This is a genomic window from Lonepinella sp. BR2474 (genome assembly GCF_051851555.1).
In the GTDB taxonomy this organism is placed as follows: Bacteria; Pseudomonadota; Gammaproteobacteria; order Enterobacterales; family Pasteurellaceae; genus Lonepinella.
The window spans coordinates 203,581-219,784 of record NZ_JBPDVH010000002.1 but is presented as its reverse complement, the minus strand read 5'-3'; the positions used below and the strand labels follow the sequence as shown (position 1 = coordinate 219,784).

14 protein-coding genes and 1 tRNA gene are annotated in these 16,204 nt (G+C 41.5%); 11 read left to right on the top strand and 4 right to left on the bottom strand.

Annotated features, from left to right (window positions below; all coding sequences use genetic code 11):
- Positions 1-13 precede the first annotated feature (13 nt).
- Positions 14-973, bottom strand: coding sequence for a calcium/sodium antiporter (locus ACTG7Q_RS03910; RefSeq protein WP_439241103.1), 960 nt, complete (start codon positions 971-973; stop codon positions 14-16).
- Positions 974-1,133: 160 nt separating this feature from the next.
- Positions 1,134-1,209 (bottom strand) — tRNA-Asn (locus tag ACTG7Q_RS03905).
- A 462-nt stretch (positions 1,210-1,671) separates the two neighbouring features.
- On the opposite strand from ACTG7Q_RS03905, the gene uvrB reads away from it, so the two are divergent.
- Positions 1,672-3,702, top strand: a complete 2,031-nt coding sequence (uvrB, locus tag ACTG7Q_RS03900; RefSeq protein ID WP_439241101.1) for an excinuclease ABC subunit UvrB — start codon at positions 1,672-1,674, stop codon at positions 3,700-3,702.
- 3 nt (positions 3,703-3,705) lie between these two features.
- Positions 3,706-5,400: a protein-disulfide reductase DsbD gene (locus ACTG7Q_RS03895; RefSeq protein ID WP_439241099.1), complete on the top strand. Its 1,695-nt coding sequence runs from the start codon at positions 3,706-3,708 to the stop codon at positions 5,398-5,400.
- 39 nt (positions 5,401-5,439) lie between these two features.
- Here ACTG7Q_RS03895 and ACTG7Q_RS03890 read toward each other — a convergent pair whose 3' ends face one another.
- Both ACTG7Q_RS03890 and ACTG7Q_RS03885 read right to left on the bottom strand, forming a co-directional pair.
- Positions 5,440-5,751 carry a helix-turn-helix domain-containing protein gene (locus ACTG7Q_RS03890; RefSeq protein WP_439241096.1) on the bottom strand — a complete coding sequence of 104 codons (312 nt, stop codon included), beginning with the start codon at positions 5,749-5,751 and terminating at the stop codon, positions 5,440-5,442.
- On the bottom strand, positions 5,741-6,136 hold the full coding sequence (locus ACTG7Q_RS03885; RefSeq protein WP_439241094.1) for a type II toxin-antitoxin system RelE/ParE family toxin: 396 nt from the start codon (positions 6,134-6,136) through the stop codon (positions 5,741-5,743). Before ACTG7Q_RS03885 ends, ACTG7Q_RS03890 begins: the two co-directional genes overlap by 11 nt.
- Before the next feature lie 247 nt (positions 6,137-6,383).
- On the opposite strand from ACTG7Q_RS03885, the gene ACTG7Q_RS03880 reads away from it, so the two are divergent.
- The 9 genes from ACTG7Q_RS03880 (at position 6,384) to ACTG7Q_RS03840 (ending at position 16,162) form a co-directional block, all read left to right on the top strand.
- Positions 6,384-6,779 (top strand): DoxX family protein, encoded by a 396-nt coding sequence (locus ACTG7Q_RS03880; RefSeq protein WP_439241092.1) that lies wholly within the window; start codon positions 6,384-6,386, stop codon positions 6,777-6,779.
- A 131-nt stretch (positions 6,780-6,910) separates the two neighbouring features.
- The gene (gene purH, locus ACTG7Q_RS03875; protein ID WP_439241090.1) at positions 6,911-8,512 is read left to right on the top strand and encodes a bifunctional phosphoribosylaminoimidazolecarboxamide formyltransferase/IMP cyclohydrolase; all 1,602 of its coding nucleotides are present in this window, start codon (positions 6,911-6,913) and stop codon (positions 8,510-8,512) included.
- 614 nt (positions 8,513-9,126) lie between these two features.
- Positions 9,127-10,416, top strand: coding sequence for a phosphoribosylamine--glycine ligase (gene purD / locus ACTG7Q_RS03870; RefSeq protein ID WP_439241088.1), 1,290 nt, complete (start codon positions 9,127-9,129; stop codon positions 10,414-10,416).
- A 107-nt stretch (positions 10,417-10,523) separates the two neighbouring features.
- The gene (gene glyA / locus ACTG7Q_RS03865; protein WP_439241086.1) at positions 10,524-11,789 is read left to right on the top strand and encodes a serine hydroxymethyltransferase; all 1,266 of its coding nucleotides are present in this window, start codon (positions 10,524-10,526) and stop codon (positions 11,787-11,789) included.
- Between the two features lie 3 nt (positions 11,790-11,792).
- On the top strand, positions 11,793-12,071 hold the full coding sequence (locus ACTG7Q_RS03860) for a DUF1294 domain-containing protein (RefSeq protein ID WP_439241083.1): 279 nt from the start codon (positions 11,793-11,795) through the stop codon (positions 12,069-12,071).
- Positions 12,072-12,188: 117 nt separating this feature from the next.
- Complete coding sequence (locus tag ACTG7Q_RS03855; protein ID WP_439241081.1) at positions 12,189-12,743, top strand: YgiW/YdeI family stress tolerance OB fold protein; 555 nt, start codon at positions 12,189-12,191, stop codon at positions 12,741-12,743.
- Between the two features lie 76 nt (positions 12,744-12,819).
- Positions 12,820-13,500: a response regulator gene (locus ACTG7Q_RS03850; RefSeq protein ID WP_439241079.1), complete on the top strand. Its 681-nt coding sequence runs from the start codon at positions 12,820-12,822 to the stop codon at positions 13,498-13,500.
- Positions 13,478-14,845: a quorum sensing histidine kinase QseC gene (gene qseC / locus ACTG7Q_RS03845; RefSeq protein WP_439241077.1), complete on the top strand. Its 1,368-nt coding sequence runs from the start codon at positions 13,478-13,480 to the stop codon at positions 14,843-14,845. The genes ACTG7Q_RS03850 and qseC overlap by 23 nt, the downstream gene beginning before the upstream one ends.
- 279 nt (positions 14,846-15,124) lie before the next feature.
- Entirely contained in the window at positions 15,125-16,162 is a 1,038-nt protein-coding gene (locus ACTG7Q_RS03840) for a porin (RefSeq protein WP_439241075.1), read from the top strand.
- Positions 16,163-16,204: the final 42 nt, after the last annotated feature.

Sequence of the window (16,204 nt, the reverse complement as noted above, 5' to 3'; positions counted from 1 at the left end):
GGGAATGAAAACATTAAACTGCGGTATAAAACAGATAACTATTATACCCAACATAACAAAGCAACAATAACAACCCTTTAAACCGCCCAATTTGTCCATTGGGTTGTTTAAAGGCATAACCGAATGCAAACAAGGCGACTGTTAAAGCGGACATAATCAAAACATCACGAGAAAGCACCGCACTTTCTACTTCCATTGGATGAATTACGCCGGCAATTCCCACCACGGCAAGGGTGTTAAATAAGTTAGAACCAATAATATTGCCCACGGCTAAATCCACCTCGCCTTTTCGGGCGGCGGCAATGGAGGAGGCTAATTCGGGTAATGATGTGCCGATTGCCACAATAGTCAAGCCAATCACTAAATCACTGACGCCAAAATAATGGGCAATTTCCACTGCACCCCATACTAAGAGTTGCGAGCTAGCCATCAGCAACACCAAGCCAATAACCAGCCAAAATAGCGCTTTGCTTAACGGCATGTATTTTTGATGTTGCAATTCTTCTGGCAATTCAACATTTTTCTGGCGTAACCCTTGCCAGATTGTCCACGCCATATACCCTGCGAGAATGGCGATTAAAATTACGGCATCAAGGCGAGAAATTTGCATATCATAGAGTAAATAGGCAGACAGTGCGGTGACGATAAGCAAGATGGGTAAATCCTGTTTTATCACTTGTGAATGCACTAAAATGGGTTTCACTAACGCAGTGAACCCTAAAATCAGGGCGATATTGGTAATGTTTGAGCCATAAGCATTGCCCAAGGCAATACCGGGGTTGCCACGAAAAGCCGAGATGGCTGACACCACCATTTCAGGGGCAGAGGTACCAAAGCCAATAATCACGATACCAATTAACAGCGGAGGCATGCCAAAATGGCGAGCCGTGGCGGCGGCACCATCTACAAAACGGTCGGCCGACCAGACCAATAACAATAATCCGAAAATAAGCGCTAAACTAGGTAAAAGCATAAATAATCATTCAATCTAAAATAAAGGTGGGCATTATAGCGGATTCAGGAAAAGAGAGATAGTGCAGAAAAAATAAAAGCCCAAAAAAATTTGGGCTAAAACTTCTGGCTTAATAGGAACTTTTATCAAAGGAGATAAATAAAAGTTCACCAAAAGGAAATGGCTCCTCCTGCGGGACTCGAACCTGCGACATATGGATTAACAGTCCACCGTTCTACCGACTGAACTAAGGAGGAATAATTCTGAATCAATCAAGATAGGTGGCGAATGATAATGATCTCTGCATGAATTGTCAAGTCTAAAAATCAATAAAATGTGTTGTTTTTTCTATCCACACAAGCTGTGGATAACTCTGTGAGTTAAATTTAAAAAAATTCGGTCATGCTAGGCCATATCTAGCTTGATGGCGGTTCTGTGAGGGATTGTTCGTAAAATAACATTGATATGTAAATCAATAAGTTAACTAAAATCTAGTGAAATTTTACAAAATTTTTAATGAAAATGTTTTTTATTCAGCTTGACAACGATAAGTCTGTGTAAAACTTGAATTTTTTCAACCTGATTTTAAGCTAAAAATATGATAAAATACTCACAATCCTTTTTAGGATTGTTCGGGGCTTTTGCCCCCGTTGCAAGCAACGTTCAAAATTCATGTCGGAATTTTGTACACCGCACTTTACAAATGATCAGTAGCAAACATGGCCACCAAAATTAACAGTAAACCTTTTATTTTACATTCCGAATTCCAACCCTCTGGCGATCAACCCACCGCCATTGCGAAATTAGCGGAAAATTTAAACGACGGTTTAGCCCATCAAACATTATTGGGGGTAACGGGATCGGGCAAAACCTTTACCATTGCCAATGTGATTGCACAACTTAACCGCCCCGCTATGGTGCTCGTCCCGAATAAAACGCTCGCTGCCCAACTTTATGCGGAAATGAAAGCGTTTTTCCCTGAAAATGCGGTGGAATATTTTGTGTCTTACTATGATTATTATCAGCCTGAGGCCTATGTGCCGAGCAGCGACACCTTTATTGAAAAAGATGCGTCGATTAATGATCAAATCGAACAAATGCGATTGTCTGCCACCAAATCTTTTCTGGAACGGCGAGATACCATTGTGGTGGCCTCGGTGTCTGCGATTTATGGTTTGGGCGATCCCGACAGCTATTTGAAAATGATGTTGCATTTGCAAAGCGGTGCCATTATCGATCAACGGCAAATATTGGCGAAGTTGGCTGAATTGCAATATACTCGCAATGATCAGGCGTTTCAGCGTGGCACCTTTAGAGTGCGGGGCGAAATCATTGATATTTTCCCTGCCGAATCGGACGATAAAGCGGTTCGTATTGAATTATTTGATGATGAAATTGAACGTTTAAGCCTGTTTGATCCACTGACAGGAACGAGCTTTGGCGCCATGCCTCGCTTTACCATTTACCCGAAAACCCACTATGTGACGCCAAGAGAACGGATTTTAGAGGCGATTGAGAAAATCAAAGCAGAATTAGTGCAACGCCGTGAACAGTTTATTCAAGAAAACAAATTACTGGAAGAACAACGAATTACGCAACGCACCCAGTTTGATATTGAAATGATGAATGAACTCGGTTATTGCTCTGGCATTGAAAATTACTCTCGCTATTTATCTGGTCGAAAAGAGGGCGAACCGCCACCGACCTTGTTTGATTATATGCCGTCTGATGCTTTGTTGGTGATTGATGAAAGCCATGTCACGGTGCCACAAATTGGGGGCATGTATCGGGGCGACCGTTCACGCAAAGAAACCTTGGTGGAATACGGTTTTCGTTTGCCATCGGCGTTGGATAATCGTCCGTTACGTTTTGAAGAATTTGAGCGATTGGCGCCGCAGACCATTTATGTGTCAGCGACACCAGGGCCTTATGAATTGGACAAATCAGGAGATGAAATTATCGATCAGGTCGTGCGCCCAACCGGCTTGTTGGATCCTGAAATTGAAATTCGTCCCGTGGCGATTCAGGTGGATGATTTGCTTTCCGAGGCCCGTATTCGAGCGGATCTCAATGAACGTGTATTAGTCACTACCTTAACCAAACGCATGGCGGAAGATTTAACCGATTATTTGGAAGAACATGGCGTGCGAGTGCGTTATTTACACTCCGATATTGATACGGTGGAACGGGTGGAAATTCTGCGTGATTTACGCTTGGGTGAATTTGATGTGTTGGTGGGAATTAACTTATTGCGAGAGGGATTGGATATTCCGGAAGTGTCTTTGGTCGCGATTTTGGACGCAGATAAAGAGGGCTTTTTGCGTTCCGAACGCTCCTTAATTCAAACCATTGGCCGTGCTGCTCGAAACCTGAAAGGCAAAGCCATTTTATATGCAGATCGCATTACCAACTCCATGGAAAAAGCCATCAGCGAAACCAACCGCCGTCGTGAAAAACAAATCAAATATAACGAAGAACGAGGTATTGTCCCGCAAGCGTTAAACAAAAAAGTGGGCGAATTGTTAGATATTGGGCAAGGGGCAATGAACAAAGCTAAAGGCAGGGGCAAAGGTGGTCGCATTGAAGAACCGCAAGCCACTTATCGGGCGATCGATCCAAAAGCCTTGCAAAAAGAAATCAAGAAATTGGAACAGCAAATGTATCAATTTGCTCAGAATTTGGAATTTGAACAAGCGGCTGCGGTGCGAGATCAGTTACATCAGCTTAGAGAACGATTTATTAGGGAATAGAGCATGAAAAAATTTTTTGTATTTTGCACCGCACTTTGGCTAGCATTTTCTGCACAAGCGGGATTATTTGACGGTAAAAAGACGTTTTTACCCGCAGATCAGGCATTTCAGTTCTCTGTTCAGCCAAATCAACAACAAGTTGCATTACATTGGCAGATTGCCGAGGGCTATTATTTATATAAAAATGAATTGAGCGTCACGGCAGAAAATGGTTATGTGGGGACGTTACAATTTCCAACAGGGGAAATTCATCAAGATGAATTTTTTGGTGAAACGGAAATTTTTCGCCATGAATTAAGCGTTTTAGTGCCAGAATTGCAAGCCAATGCGCAAACTAAATTAAAGGTGAATTATCAGGGTTGTACCCAAGGATTATGTTACCCGCCCGAGGAAAAAATCGTGGATTTAGCCAATTTCCCTGTTTTGTTTGAACAAAGTGCGGTGGAAAAGACGGCTGTTTTTGCCACGGAGAGTGAACAGGATCAACTGGCTAATCGATTATTCCAATCGCACTATGCCGTATTTTGGTTTTTCTTACTCGGCTTAGGCTTGGCGTTTACACCTTGCGTATTGCCCATGCTCCCTTTACTGTCTGCGATTGTGATTGGTCAAGGTGAGCGCCCTAGCACAGGACGTGCCTTGGCGCTAAGTGTGATTTATGTGCAAGGCATGGCGTTAACTTATACCTTACTCGGGTTAATCGTGGCTGCTATTGGCTTGCCCTTTCAACAAGCCTTACAAAGCCCGCCCGTTTTAATCGGCTTGTCGTTGTTATTTGTGTTATTAGCCTTATCCATGTTTGGTCTGTTTACTCTACAATTGCCAACAAGGTTACAAACCAAAATCACCCAATTAAGTCAAAAACAGCAGTCAGGTGCTTATTTCGGTGTATTTGTTATGGGGGCATTGGCGGGGTTAGTGGCGTCCCCTTGTACATCCGCACCGCTTTCAGGTGCATTATTGTATGTGGCACAAAGTGGAGATCTTTTTATTGGGGCAATTACCCTGTATTTATTGGCCTTAGGGATGGGGATACCCTTAATTTTAGTGACGGTATTTGGCAATCAAATTTTACCTAAATCGGGAAATTGGCTGAATATGGTGAAACAGTTGTTTGGTTTTATCCTTTTGTTATTGCCAGTGATTTTATTAGAACGAGTATTCGGGCAATGGTCGTTAGAACTTTGGGCGGTATGGTTAATCTTATTTTGTGCTTGGATTGCCAGTCAACGTTATTGGTTGGGTGTTGTTGTCGCTTTATCGGCATTTTTCACATTGCAATATTCAGGTATGTTTGCTCAGACTGCACAAAGTGCGGTACAAAAACAGGGAAATTTTGCACCGCACTTTCAACGTATTCATAGCCTTACGGAATTAGAACAAGCCTTGGCCAATAACCCAAAATCGGTTGCTATGGTGGATTTGTATGCGGATTGGTGCGTAGCTTGTAAAGAATTTGAGAAATATACTTTTGTAGATCAACAAGTACAACAGGACTTTGAACAGATTTTATTATTGCAAGTAGATATGACCAAAAATACACCAGAAAATCAAGAAATTATGGCTAAATTCAAGGTGCTAGGATTACCGACGATTTTGTTTTTTGATCAGAAAGGTAAGGAAATAACTGGAGCTAGAGTGACAGGTTTTTTGAATGCAGAGACATTTCATCAGCATATTAATTCATTCCAACCGTAATGACAAACCAACGGCGTTAATAGATTAACGCCGTTAATCTTACGCAATCGCATCAAGGCCTTTTTGTTGCACAATATTTAATAATTTCAAGGCTGCCCCAGAGGGTTTCTTTACACCACGCTCCCACGCAGACACGAGGCTTTTACTGACGTTTAAATGATGTGCAAAAGTGCCTTGTGAAATGCCTTCTTTTTCACGAATTTCGCAAATTTCGTTGCTAGTGAGTTGTTGGACTGGTACAAGACAACTTTTATCAAATTTATCCATGGTTTTTTTATCAACGAGTCCATTTTCATATAAATCAGTCACGTGTTCATGGAGTTGTTGGCATATAATGCTGTTATATTTCATTGCTTTCTCCAATGTGAGTTAGAAAAATTTCAATTAAAGAACCTTTTTTCATCCGTTGTGCTATGTGTTCATCGGAAAGTGAAAAATATTCCTCGCTTAAGTCTTTTAATGCAGTAAGTTCATTTCTTGAGATATTGTCTTTATCGCTTTTCTCAAAAATCGACACAAAAAACACATGTTGCCCAATTTTATAAAAAATCAATGATCGATACCCCGAAGATCGCCCTTGTCCTTTTCTGGCTATTCGCTGTTTGATCACACCACCGCCGAGATCTGCATCAATCAGGCCTTTTTCGGCACGTTCAACGGCCTCAATTAATAAGCTGTCTTCAATCCCTTTTTTATCGGCGAAATCCGCAAAGGGTTTAGTTTTAAATAGTCGCATAAATTATCGGTTATCTCTCATATAATGGCAAGATGAAATTGACAATAAAATGTTGGCGTAAATTTGTATAGAAAAATGATGTCATTTTGGAATGCAGATCACAAAATGAGATTATTTAGTGGTGTATTTAATATGTTAAGCAAGATTATTCACTAAAAATAAAAAGTTCTTTCACTCATTTAGGCTTTATTAACCAAAAGAAATCCGTATAATGAAAACTCATTTTTATTTTATTAAGGAAAGTAGTATGAATTCATTAAATAAATATTCCCCTTATGCGTTAGCCTTGTTACGTATCATGGCGGCTTATATGTTCTTGTTACATGGCACGGCGAAGTATTTTGAATTTCCTATGTCCATGACTGGCGGAAATGGTGCAGTGCCTGTATTTTCTATGTATGGTATTGGCGGTATTTTAGAAATTACAGGCGGTATCTTATTGATTTTAGGTTTGTTTACTCGCCCAGTGGCATTTTTGCTTTCTGGTATGATGGCGGTGGCGTATTTCCAAGTGCATGCGATCCCTGCCGATAATTTATTCTTACCTTTGACCAACAAAGGGGAATTGGCAGCGTTATATTGCTTTGCCTTTTTCTATATTTTCTTCCAAGGTGGCGGTGCCTTTGCGTTAGACAATAAATAACCGCACTTTATGTCATACCAGAAGCCTGTATTTTAAGAGATATAGGCTTTTTTTATTTATCCAGTACATAAACGCAACCGTTTGCGTTATAATGCAAACCGATTTTTATTTATTCTCAAAGGAACATGTCAATGCAATCAAATCGTCCTATTCGTCAGGCGTTATTAAGCGTTTCAGACAAAAGTGGTATCGTGGAATTTGCACAGGGTCTAGTGCAACGTGGGGTGAAATTATTATCAACAGGCGGTACGGCTAAATTGTTAGCAGACAGTGGTTTAGCCGTAACGGAAGTTTCTGATTATACTGGCTTTCCCGAAATGATGGACGGGCGAGTGAAAACCTTACATCCGAAAGTGCATGGTGGCATTTTAGGTCGTCGTGGCACAGATGATGGTATCATGCAACAGCACGGAATTGATCCTATTGATATGGTGGTGGTGAATCTTTATCCTTTTGCGGCAACGGTGGCGAAACCTGATTGTAGTCTTGCCGATGCGGTGGAAAATATTGATATTGGCGGACCAACTATGGTGCGATCTGCAGCGAAAAACCATAAAGATGTGGCGATTGTGGTAAATAATCAAGATTTTAATGCCATTCTTGCCGAAATGGATAAAAATCAAAATAGTTTAACCTTAGAAACCCGTTTTGATTTGGCGATTAAAGCCTTTGAACATACCGCTCAATATGACAGCATGATTGCCAATTATTTTGGTAAATTGGTAAAACCTTATTTTAAAGCAGACGAAGAAGATGAAAATGCGGTTTGTGGTCAATTTCCACGTACTTTGAATCTGAATTTTGTACGCAAACAAACCATGCGTTATGGTGAAAATAGCCATCAAAATGCTGCATTTTATGTGGAACAAGATGTCAAAGAAGCCAGCGTTTCCACCGCCAAACAATTACAAGGCAAAGCCCTTTCTTATAACAATATTGCAGATACAGACGCTGCTCTTGAATGTGTTAAATCCTTTGCTGAACCTGCTTGTGTGATCGTAAAACACGCTAACCCTTGTGGTGTGGCATTGGGCGAGAATATTTTGACAGCCTACGATCGGGCTTATCAAACGGATCCGACTTCTGCCTTTGGTGGGATTATTGCCTTTAATCGTGAGTTAGATGAACAAACGGCGAAAGCGATTGTAGAGCGTCAATTTGTGGAAGTGATTATTGCACCAACAGTTTCAGCCACCGCTGTTGAAGTGGTGAAAGCAAAGAAAAATGTGCGTTTATTAGCTTGTGGTGAATTTAGTTCAGCTCAACAACGTTTAGATGTTAAACGTGTCAACGGTGGATTATTGGTGCAAGACGCAGATTTAGGTATGGTGGGCATTGATGATTTAGAAGTGGTCAGCAAACGTAAACCGACAGAAAAAGAATTACAGGATTTATTATTCTGCTGGAAAGTGGCGAAATTCGTCAAATCTAACGCCATTGTTTATGCCAAAGATAACCAAACTATCGGTATCGGAGCAGGGCAAATGAGCCGAGTTTATTCTGCCAAAATTGCAGGCATTAAGGCACAAGATGAGGGTTTGAACGTGGCGGGTTGCGTAATGGCATCTGATGCGTTCTTCCCGTTCCGTGATGGTATTGATGCAGCGGCAAAAGTAGGCATTGAATGTGTGATTCACCCCGGTGGTTCAATGCGGGATCAGGAGGTGATTGATGCGGCGGATGAACATGGGATGGTGATGGTGTTAACGAGAATGCGGCATTTTAGACACTAGGATTTTAAGAGAATTTTTCTTTTAATCTAGATCGGGTTTCGCCGATGGCGACTTACTTTTTCTTTGCTTGTGCAAAGAAAAAGTAAGCAAAAAGAAAGCACACCCCAACTTTGCCTTGTTTCCTGAAAATAATTAAATTTGCTTAACGGAAAAGTTGTCAACTCGCTTCGCTCAAACAGCACAACTTTTCCTACAAATTTAATTATTTTCAGGCGGCAAACATGGGGCCCCATTGGTGGTGGAATAGAAAGCAGTGGAAAAATAGAGAATACCTAGTACTGGCGTACTAGGTTAAGCATGGTGACGCTACTCCGTAGCTTAAAAAATATTTATTTTTTCAACCGCACTTTTGTTTACGCTCGGTCAAAATCTGGGGCCCCGTCTGAACCGCCTTTGCGACTTGGCATTTTTAGCTAAATTTTGCATGTCTGAGCGAAGCGAGTTCAAAATTTAGCGTTAAGAAAATGCCAAACGAGCAAAGAAAAGCGGTGAAGTCGGGGTGTGCTTTTCTTTGCCTACTTTCTTTTGCACAAGCAAAAGAAAGTATGGTCGCCCAACGGGCGAAACCCGTTATTAAAAAACAAACATATTGTAATTAAAATAAAGGAAACAAAATGAATATATTAATTATTGGAAATGGCGGTCGCGAACACGCCCTCGCTTGGAAAGCTGCCCAATCACCACTCGCCACCAAAGTCTTTGTCGCCCCAGGAAACGCAGGAACAGCCAGAGAAAGTGCGGTGCAAAATGTACCCATTTCTGCGACCGACGTACCTGCTTTAGTCAAATTTGCGCAAGATAACCAAATCGGCTTAACTATCGTGGGTCCTGAAGCTCCGTTAGTCGTCGGTGTGGTCGATGCCTTTGAACAAGCAGGGCTAACCATTTTCGGACCACGTCAATCTGCAGCTCAACTGGAAGGCTCGAAAGCCTTTACCAAAGATTTTTTAGCTCGTCACAAGATCCCAACGGCGGAATATCAAAACTTCACGGAAATTGAACCTGCTCTTGCCTATATTCGTGCAAAAGGTGCACCGATTGTGATTAAAGCAGATGGTTTAGCGGCTGGCAAAGGCGTGATTGTGGCAATGACGTTGGCAGAAGCCGAAAATGCGGTGCGTGATATGTTAGCCAGCAATGCCTTTGGTGAAGCGGGTAGCCGAGTGGTGGTGGAAGAATTTCTGGACGGTGAAGAAGCCAGTTTTATTGTCATGGTAGACGGTGAACACGTTGAACCCATGGCAACCAGTCAAGACCATAAACGTGTTGGTGAACATGATCAAGGGCTGAACACCGGTGGAATGGGGGCATATTCACCAGCACCTGTGGTCACACCAGAAATTCATCAGCGTGTGATGGAACAAATTATTTATCCAACCGTACGTGGTATGGCAGCGGAAAATAATGTGTATAAAGGCTTTTTATATGCGGGTCTAATGATTGATAAAAATGGTCAGCCGAAAGTGATCGAATTTAACTGCCGTTTTGGTGATCCTGAAACCCAACCGATTATGATGCGTTTGCAATCAGATTTAGTTGAGCTTTGTTTGAAAGCCTGTCAAGGTGAGTTAGATCAGCTGAAATCCCAATGGGCAGAACAGCCTGCATTAGGTATCGTGTTGGCAGCAGAAGGCTATCCCGCAGATTACCGTAAACATGACGAAATTCACGGTTTACCAACAGAAAGTAAGACAGATGAAAAAGTCTTTTTAGCCGGTGTGGCAGAAAAAGACGGTAAACTTGTTACTAACGGTGGACGAGTGCTGTGTGTCACGGCTTTAGGTAATTCCGTATTTGATGCCCAACAAAAAGCCTTGAAATTAGCCGAAAAAGTGAATTGGACAGGCCGTTTTTATCGCCGTGATATTGGCTATCGGGCAGTGGCGAGAGAGCAAACGAAATAAAGATGAAAATTATTCATTTAGAATTGGAATAATTAACAATTAAATTTTAATCCAAAACAGGGTAAACTATCACAAAATTTACCCACCAACTTTAGAAGGACAAATCTATGTTTAAAAAATCTGTCACCATTGAAAATTACGATCCTATTTTATGGCAAGCCATTCAAGATGAAAACCGTCGTCAAGAAGAGCATATTGAATTGATTGCCTCTGAAAACTATGCCAGCCCATTAGTAATGGCAGCACAAGGCTCACAATTTACCAATAAATATGCGGAAGGTTATCCAAGCAAACGTTATTACGGTGGTTGTGAATATGCGGATGTTGTTGAACAATTAGCCATTGATCGTGCCAAACAATTATTTGGGGCAGATTATGTCAATGTGCAGCCGCATTCAGGTTCACAAGCCAATGCAGCCGTCTATATGGCGTTAATTAAACCAGGTGATACGATTTTAGGCATGGATTTAGCACATGGTGGTCACTTAACCCATGGGGCGAAAGTGAGCTTTTCGGGCAAGATCTACAATTCCGTGTTATACGGTATCACCGCAGACGGTTTAATCGACTATGCAGATGTACGTCAAAAAGCCTTAGAATGCAAACCAAAAATGATCGTCGCCGGTTTCTCTGCTTATAGCCAAGTGGTGGACTGGGCAAAAATGCGTGAAATTGCCGACGAAGTGGGGGCGTATTTATTTGTCGATATGGCACACGTAGCAGGTTTAATTGCCGCCGGCGTTTATCCAAATCCATTACCACACGCTCATGTTGTGACCACAACCACCCACAAAACTTTAGGCGGTCCACGTGGGGGGTTAATCCTTTCTTCTTCTGGTGATGAAGAAATGTACAAAAAATTCCAATCTGCGGTATTCCCTGCGGGTCAAGGTGGTCCATTAGTGCATATCATTGCAGCAAAAGCCGTTTGTTTTAAAGAGGCTCTTGAACCAGAATACAAAGTCTATCAACAAAATGTGGTTAAAAACGCTAAGGCCATGGTGGAAGTGTTTAAATCTCGTGGTTATGACGTAGTGTCTAACGGCACCGAAAACCATTTATTCTTGGTGAGCTTTGTAAAACAAGGCTTAACAGGTAAAGCAGCGGATGCGGCATTAGGTCGTGCCAATATTACGGTCAACAAAAATGCCGTGCCAAATGATCCACAAAAACCGTTTGTGACATCAGGTATTCGTGTAGGTACACCATCTGTCACTCGTCGTGGTTTCAATGAGCAAGATGTCACTGCATTAGCCGGTTGGATGTGTGATGTATTAGATGCGTTAGGCAAAGACAATGAAGAAAGCGTCATTGCAGCAACCAAAGCGAAAGTGTTGGAAATTTGTAAACGTTTACCGGTTTATGAAAAATAAGCCATGCTTTACTTCTTTATAACCTATATAGCGGTGGTGAATATCACCGCTTATTTTTTAATGCGAGAAGATAAAAAACGTGCTGAAAATAAACAATGGCGAATTGAAGAATTGGTGTTCTTTACCCTTTGTTTTATTGGTGGGTTTATCGGTGTGCATTTGGGTATGCAACATTTTCGGCATAAGACCCAACATTGGCAATTTAAATGGGCGGTCGGTTTAAGTGCGGTGCTTTTTTTAGTGATTTTGCCTTTATTATTCTGGTGGCGAATGGGATTTTAATTTTTTAATCCTTTCTTCATTTTTTCTTAATACTTATCTGTTTTAATCTCTCTCAACAAAGTGATGTCATGGCGCAACGCTTTGGATGATTAACGTTATTTTACAAAGGAAATGATGATGAAAAAAAATGTAATGAAAAAAACGAGTTTAGCGGCCTTATTGGGTTTATCTATTTTAGCGGGGACAACGCTTGTACAAGCAGAAACCGCACCTGAATCACAAGCCACCTTAGATCCCGTGGTGGTGCAAGCAAAAGCAAGATCGCCAGAGAATCGTAGGCAAGGGGCTGAACGTGGCAATAGAATGGCGGAAAATCGTCCTAATCATGAACGTCCTGAACCTTTTATGCACGGTGGATTTATGCCGACCAAAACTACACAAGTGGCGGACGCAGAAAAGTGGCAAGATGATCAACCGATTATTTTAATCGGTCATATTGTGAAACAAGTGGGTAAAAACGACTTCGTATTTAAAGATAGCTCAGGTGAATTAACCTTAGAGATTAATCGTAAAGCCATGCGTGGATTGATTACGCCAGAAGATAACGTCAAGATCGTGGCCGAAGTGGAAAAATCTTGGGGCAAAACTGAAGTGGAGGCGGTTGTGGTGGAGAAAGTAAGAACAAGACCAGAGGGCAAGCCGTCGAGTAAACCTGCTGAAAAAGCAGAATAATTTTCTCTAAAAGCGACTATTGCGGTCGCTTTTTTGTTATGCTAATAGAACAAATTGAAAAACTGCGGTGTAATTTATGCGAATTTTAGTGATTGAAGATGATCCCTTAATCGGTAATGGGTTAAATATTGGCTTAACCAAATCAGGCTTTTTGGTGGATTGGTTTACTGACGGCAAAACAGGTTTTGAGGCGATTAAATCTGCGGATTATGACGCCGTCGTGTTAGATTTAACCTTGCCCAAAATGGATGGATTGGCTATTTTGCAACAATGGCGAGCGGATAATCAAGATGTGCCGATTTTGATTTTAACCGCTCGTGATACCTTAGATGAACGTATCCATGGCTTGCAACGTGGGGCGGATGATTATTTGTGTAAGCCCTTTGCTTTAGCGGAAGTGGTGGCACGTTTGCAGGCGTTAATTCGTCGCCGTCATGGGCAAACGAACCCGATTATTGAATACGGCGCCGTGAAATTTGATCCGAATAATCATAAGGTTTGGCTCGAAGATCAAGATATTTCGCTCACCACAAGAGAATATAAGTTACTTGAATTGTTTATGCTCAATCAAAAACGGGTGTTAAGTCGCACGTTTATCGAGGAAAAATTATACAGTTGGGAGGATGATGTGAGCAGTAATGCCCTTGAAGTTCACATGTATAATTTACGTAAAAAATTAGGCAAACAATTTATTCGAACCGTGCATGGCGTCGGTTACGCCTTAGGAAAACAGGATGAAATTACGGCAAAAGAATAGCTTACGCTTACGTTTAATTTCCATTTTGTCGTTAACTGCCTTAATTATATGGGGCATTTCGACGGCGATTGCGTGGTTTGAAGTGCGTAAGGAAGTGGACGAACTGTTTGATGCACAACAGGTGTTATTAGCCAAACGATTAGCTACCTCGAACTTACATCAAATTCTGCTGGAACGCCAAAAACGTGGCGGATTTCGTCCGTTTCATAAACGGAAATCTCATTATGATGATGACGCCTTAGCTTTTGCTGTATTTACACGTGACGGCCAATTATTATTGGGGGATGACGCAAAAGGGGAAAACTTTATTTTTGCCCCAACACGCGGATTTTCGGTGACGACGTTGGCGGGCGAAGATAAGGATAAATGGCGCATTTTTTGGTTGCCCTCCGAAGATCGTAGCTTAATTGTGGCGGTCGGGCAGCAGCTTAAATATCGGGGTAGCCTGATTAATGATATGGTGTTTAAGCAAATGTGGGTGTGGATTGCGGGCTTGCCCTTACTTATTGGCTTGATGATTTTACTGATTGGGCGAGAATTAAAAGCCATTAATCAAGTGGGGCGGGAAATGCGGCGCCGTTCGCCAGATAATCATCAACATATTACCACAGAAAATCTACCGGATGAAATTTTGCCGTTAGTGCAAGGATTAAACGGCTTTTTTGACCGCACTTCCAGCATGTTAGCCCGAGAGCGTCGCTTTACGTCCGACGCCGCGCATGAGTTACGCAGCCCATTAGCGGGTTTACGGATTCAAGCGGAAATTGCGCAAATGGTCGGTGATGATGTAGCATTAAGAGAGGAAGCCTTAACAAATCTCACGCAAGGCATTGATCGTGCGACACAGGTGATCGAACAATTATTAACCCTCTCTCGCTTAGATAATCTGCAACAATTAGAGGAATTGGAAAACATTGATTGGCAAACGCTGATTAGCTCGGTAATCAGCGAGCTGTATTTTTCCGCCCAACACAAACAGATTGAACTGCATTTTGACGTTAAGGCGACTCCCGAACCACGCCAAGGGCAAACCGTCTTGTTGTCTTTAATGTTGCGCAACGTCATGGATAACGCCATTAAATATTGCCCAACCCATAGCCAAGTCAAGGTGCGGTTAGAAAAAACGGCGATTTATATTGAGGATAATGGTGGCGGGGTGAATCAAGCCGATTTAGATAAATTGGGCCAGCGTTTTTATCGTCCCGCCGGGCAAAATGAAAAGGGCAGTGGGTTAGGTTTATCCATTGTGAAACGCATTGCGGAATTACATCATATTCAAGTGCGGTTAGAAAATCGGCAGAATAATCCGCAGAATATTGGCTTGCGGGTGATTTTTCAGCTGTAATTTTTACTTACTCACTCCACTTTATGCGATTTTTTGCCTTGTTTCCCCTCATAATGGAGTGATATATAGCGTGAGTTGTCTATAAAATAGACTAAAATGCAAGAAAAATGTGATCTTCATCACATTTTTTTGGAAAATTTGTTTTTTATGGTTGACCTTGATTTTATTCTTTGGCAATATGACTAGGCTTTAAAAAAGCGAGGTTTGACCGCATTCTTTTTGAAAAGTTCAAATCTTAATTGTATATAACAATAATCCTGATACAAGAAGGAATCTATTATGAAAAAAACATTAGTAGCATTAGCAGTGGCTGCCACAGCCGCAACAGCAGTAAGCACAGCCAACGCCGCCACCGTTTACGAAAAAGACGGCACAAAAATTGAATTAAGCGGTTCATTCCGTATGGCATTAGGTCGTTTTGGAAATGATCAACGTACTGATTTACAAAATGATGGCTCTCGTGTACTTGTCGATGTCAAACAAGATTTAGGTAATGGTTTCGGCGCATTTGCGGGTTATCAATTACGTTTTAACGATGGTGCGGACGAGAAGAGCTCGTTTAACAATCCAACTACCAATAAATTATTCGGTGGTTTTGAACACCAAGATATCGGTGCATTAAGTTTTGGTCGTCAAGCAACCAATGCAGATGATGTGATTGGTGATAACGGTTATACTTTCAGTGGAGCATTAATTCCGTTAACAACTGATGCAGACAAATCTGTTAAATTCCGTTCAGCAGAGTGGAGTGGTTTTAGCTTTGGTTTAGATTATTTATTTGGTAATAGTAGTAAAACTCGTACTAGCGGTGGTTCAACAGACGATAGTTTGAAAAATGGTTACGCAGCAACCTTATTCTATAACCTAGAATTAGGTGAAAGTCAGGCATTAGATTTTGCTGCTGTTTATAGTCAAGACAACTATGATAATGGTACAACAAGAGATACTGTGGCGAAAAACCGTCAATGGTTAGTTCACGCTGGTTATACCTTGGGTGACTTTAACCTTGGTTTAAACTACGGTCAAGCCAACCATAAAGTTAAATCTCAAAATTCAAATGATAAGAGCAACTATGCTTTAGTTCAAGCAAGCTATCAAGTGACAGAACCATCTCGTGTTTATGTACAATGGGAACGTGCTGAAAATAAAGCGGTTGATATCACCAATAAATACTTAGCTGGTGTAGATTATCAATTACACAAAAACGTGGTAACTTTTGTTGAATATGCACATTTCCGCACTAAAACATATGAAGCTACTGGTCCAGCTTACTCAAAAGACAACAAATATGTTGTTGGTTTACGTGTATTCTTCTAATTGAAAAATTAGTGTAAGAATTTGAAAACCCGAGCTTGGCTC

What these genes read in the sequence shown, in the direction of transcription:
- ACTG7Q_RS03910 (WP_439241103.1), bottom strand. Translation starts at nt 973, where the DNA reads ATGCTTTTACCTAGTTTAGCGCTTATTTTCGGATTATTGTTATTGGTC.
- uvrB (WP_439241101.1), top strand. Translation starts at nt 1,672, where the DNA reads ATGGCCACCAAAATTAACAGTAAACCTTTTATTTTACATTCCGAATTC.
- ACTG7Q_RS03895 (WP_439241099.1), top strand. Translation starts at nt 3,706, where the DNA reads ATGAAAAAATTTTTTGTATTTTGCACCGCACTTTGGCTAGCATTTTCT.
- ACTG7Q_RS03890 (WP_439241096.1), bottom strand. Translation starts at nt 5,751, where the DNA reads ATGAAATATAACAGCATTATATGCCAACAACTCCATGAACACGTGACT.
- ACTG7Q_RS03885 (WP_439241094.1), bottom strand. Translation starts at nt 6,136, where the DNA reads ATGCGACTATTTAAAACTAAACCCTTTGCGGATTTCGCCGATAAAAAA.
- ACTG7Q_RS03880 (WP_439241092.1), top strand. Translation starts at nt 6,384, where the DNA reads ATGAATTCATTAAATAAATATTCCCCTTATGCGTTAGCCTTGTTACGT.
- purH (WP_439241090.1), top strand. Translation starts at nt 6,911, where the DNA reads ATGCAATCAAATCGTCCTATTCGTCAGGCGTTATTAAGCGTTTCAGAC.
- purD (WP_439241088.1), top strand. Translation starts at nt 9,127, where the DNA reads ATGAATATATTAATTATTGGAAATGGCGGTCGCGAACACGCCCTCGCT.
- glyA (WP_439241086.1), top strand. Translation starts at nt 10,524, where the DNA reads ATGTTTAAAAAATCTGTCACCATTGAAAATTACGATCCTATTTTATGG.
- ACTG7Q_RS03860 (WP_439241083.1), top strand. Translation starts at nt 11,793, where the DNA reads ATGCTTTACTTCTTTATAACCTATATAGCGGTGGTGAATATCACCGCT.
- ACTG7Q_RS03855 (WP_439241081.1), top strand. Translation starts at nt 12,189, where the DNA reads ATGAAAAAAAATGTAATGAAAAAAACGAGTTTAGCGGCCTTATTGGGT.
- ACTG7Q_RS03850 (WP_439241079.1), top strand. Translation starts at nt 12,820, where the DNA reads ATGCGAATTTTAGTGATTGAAGATGATCCCTTAATCGGTAATGGGTTA.
- qseC (WP_439241077.1), top strand. Translation starts at nt 13,478, where the DNA reads ATGAAATTACGGCAAAAGAATAGCTTACGCTTACGTTTAATTTCCATT.
- ACTG7Q_RS03840 (WP_439241075.1), top strand. Translation starts at nt 15,125, where the DNA reads ATGAAAAAAACATTAGTAGCATTAGCAGTGGCTGCCACAGCCGCAACA.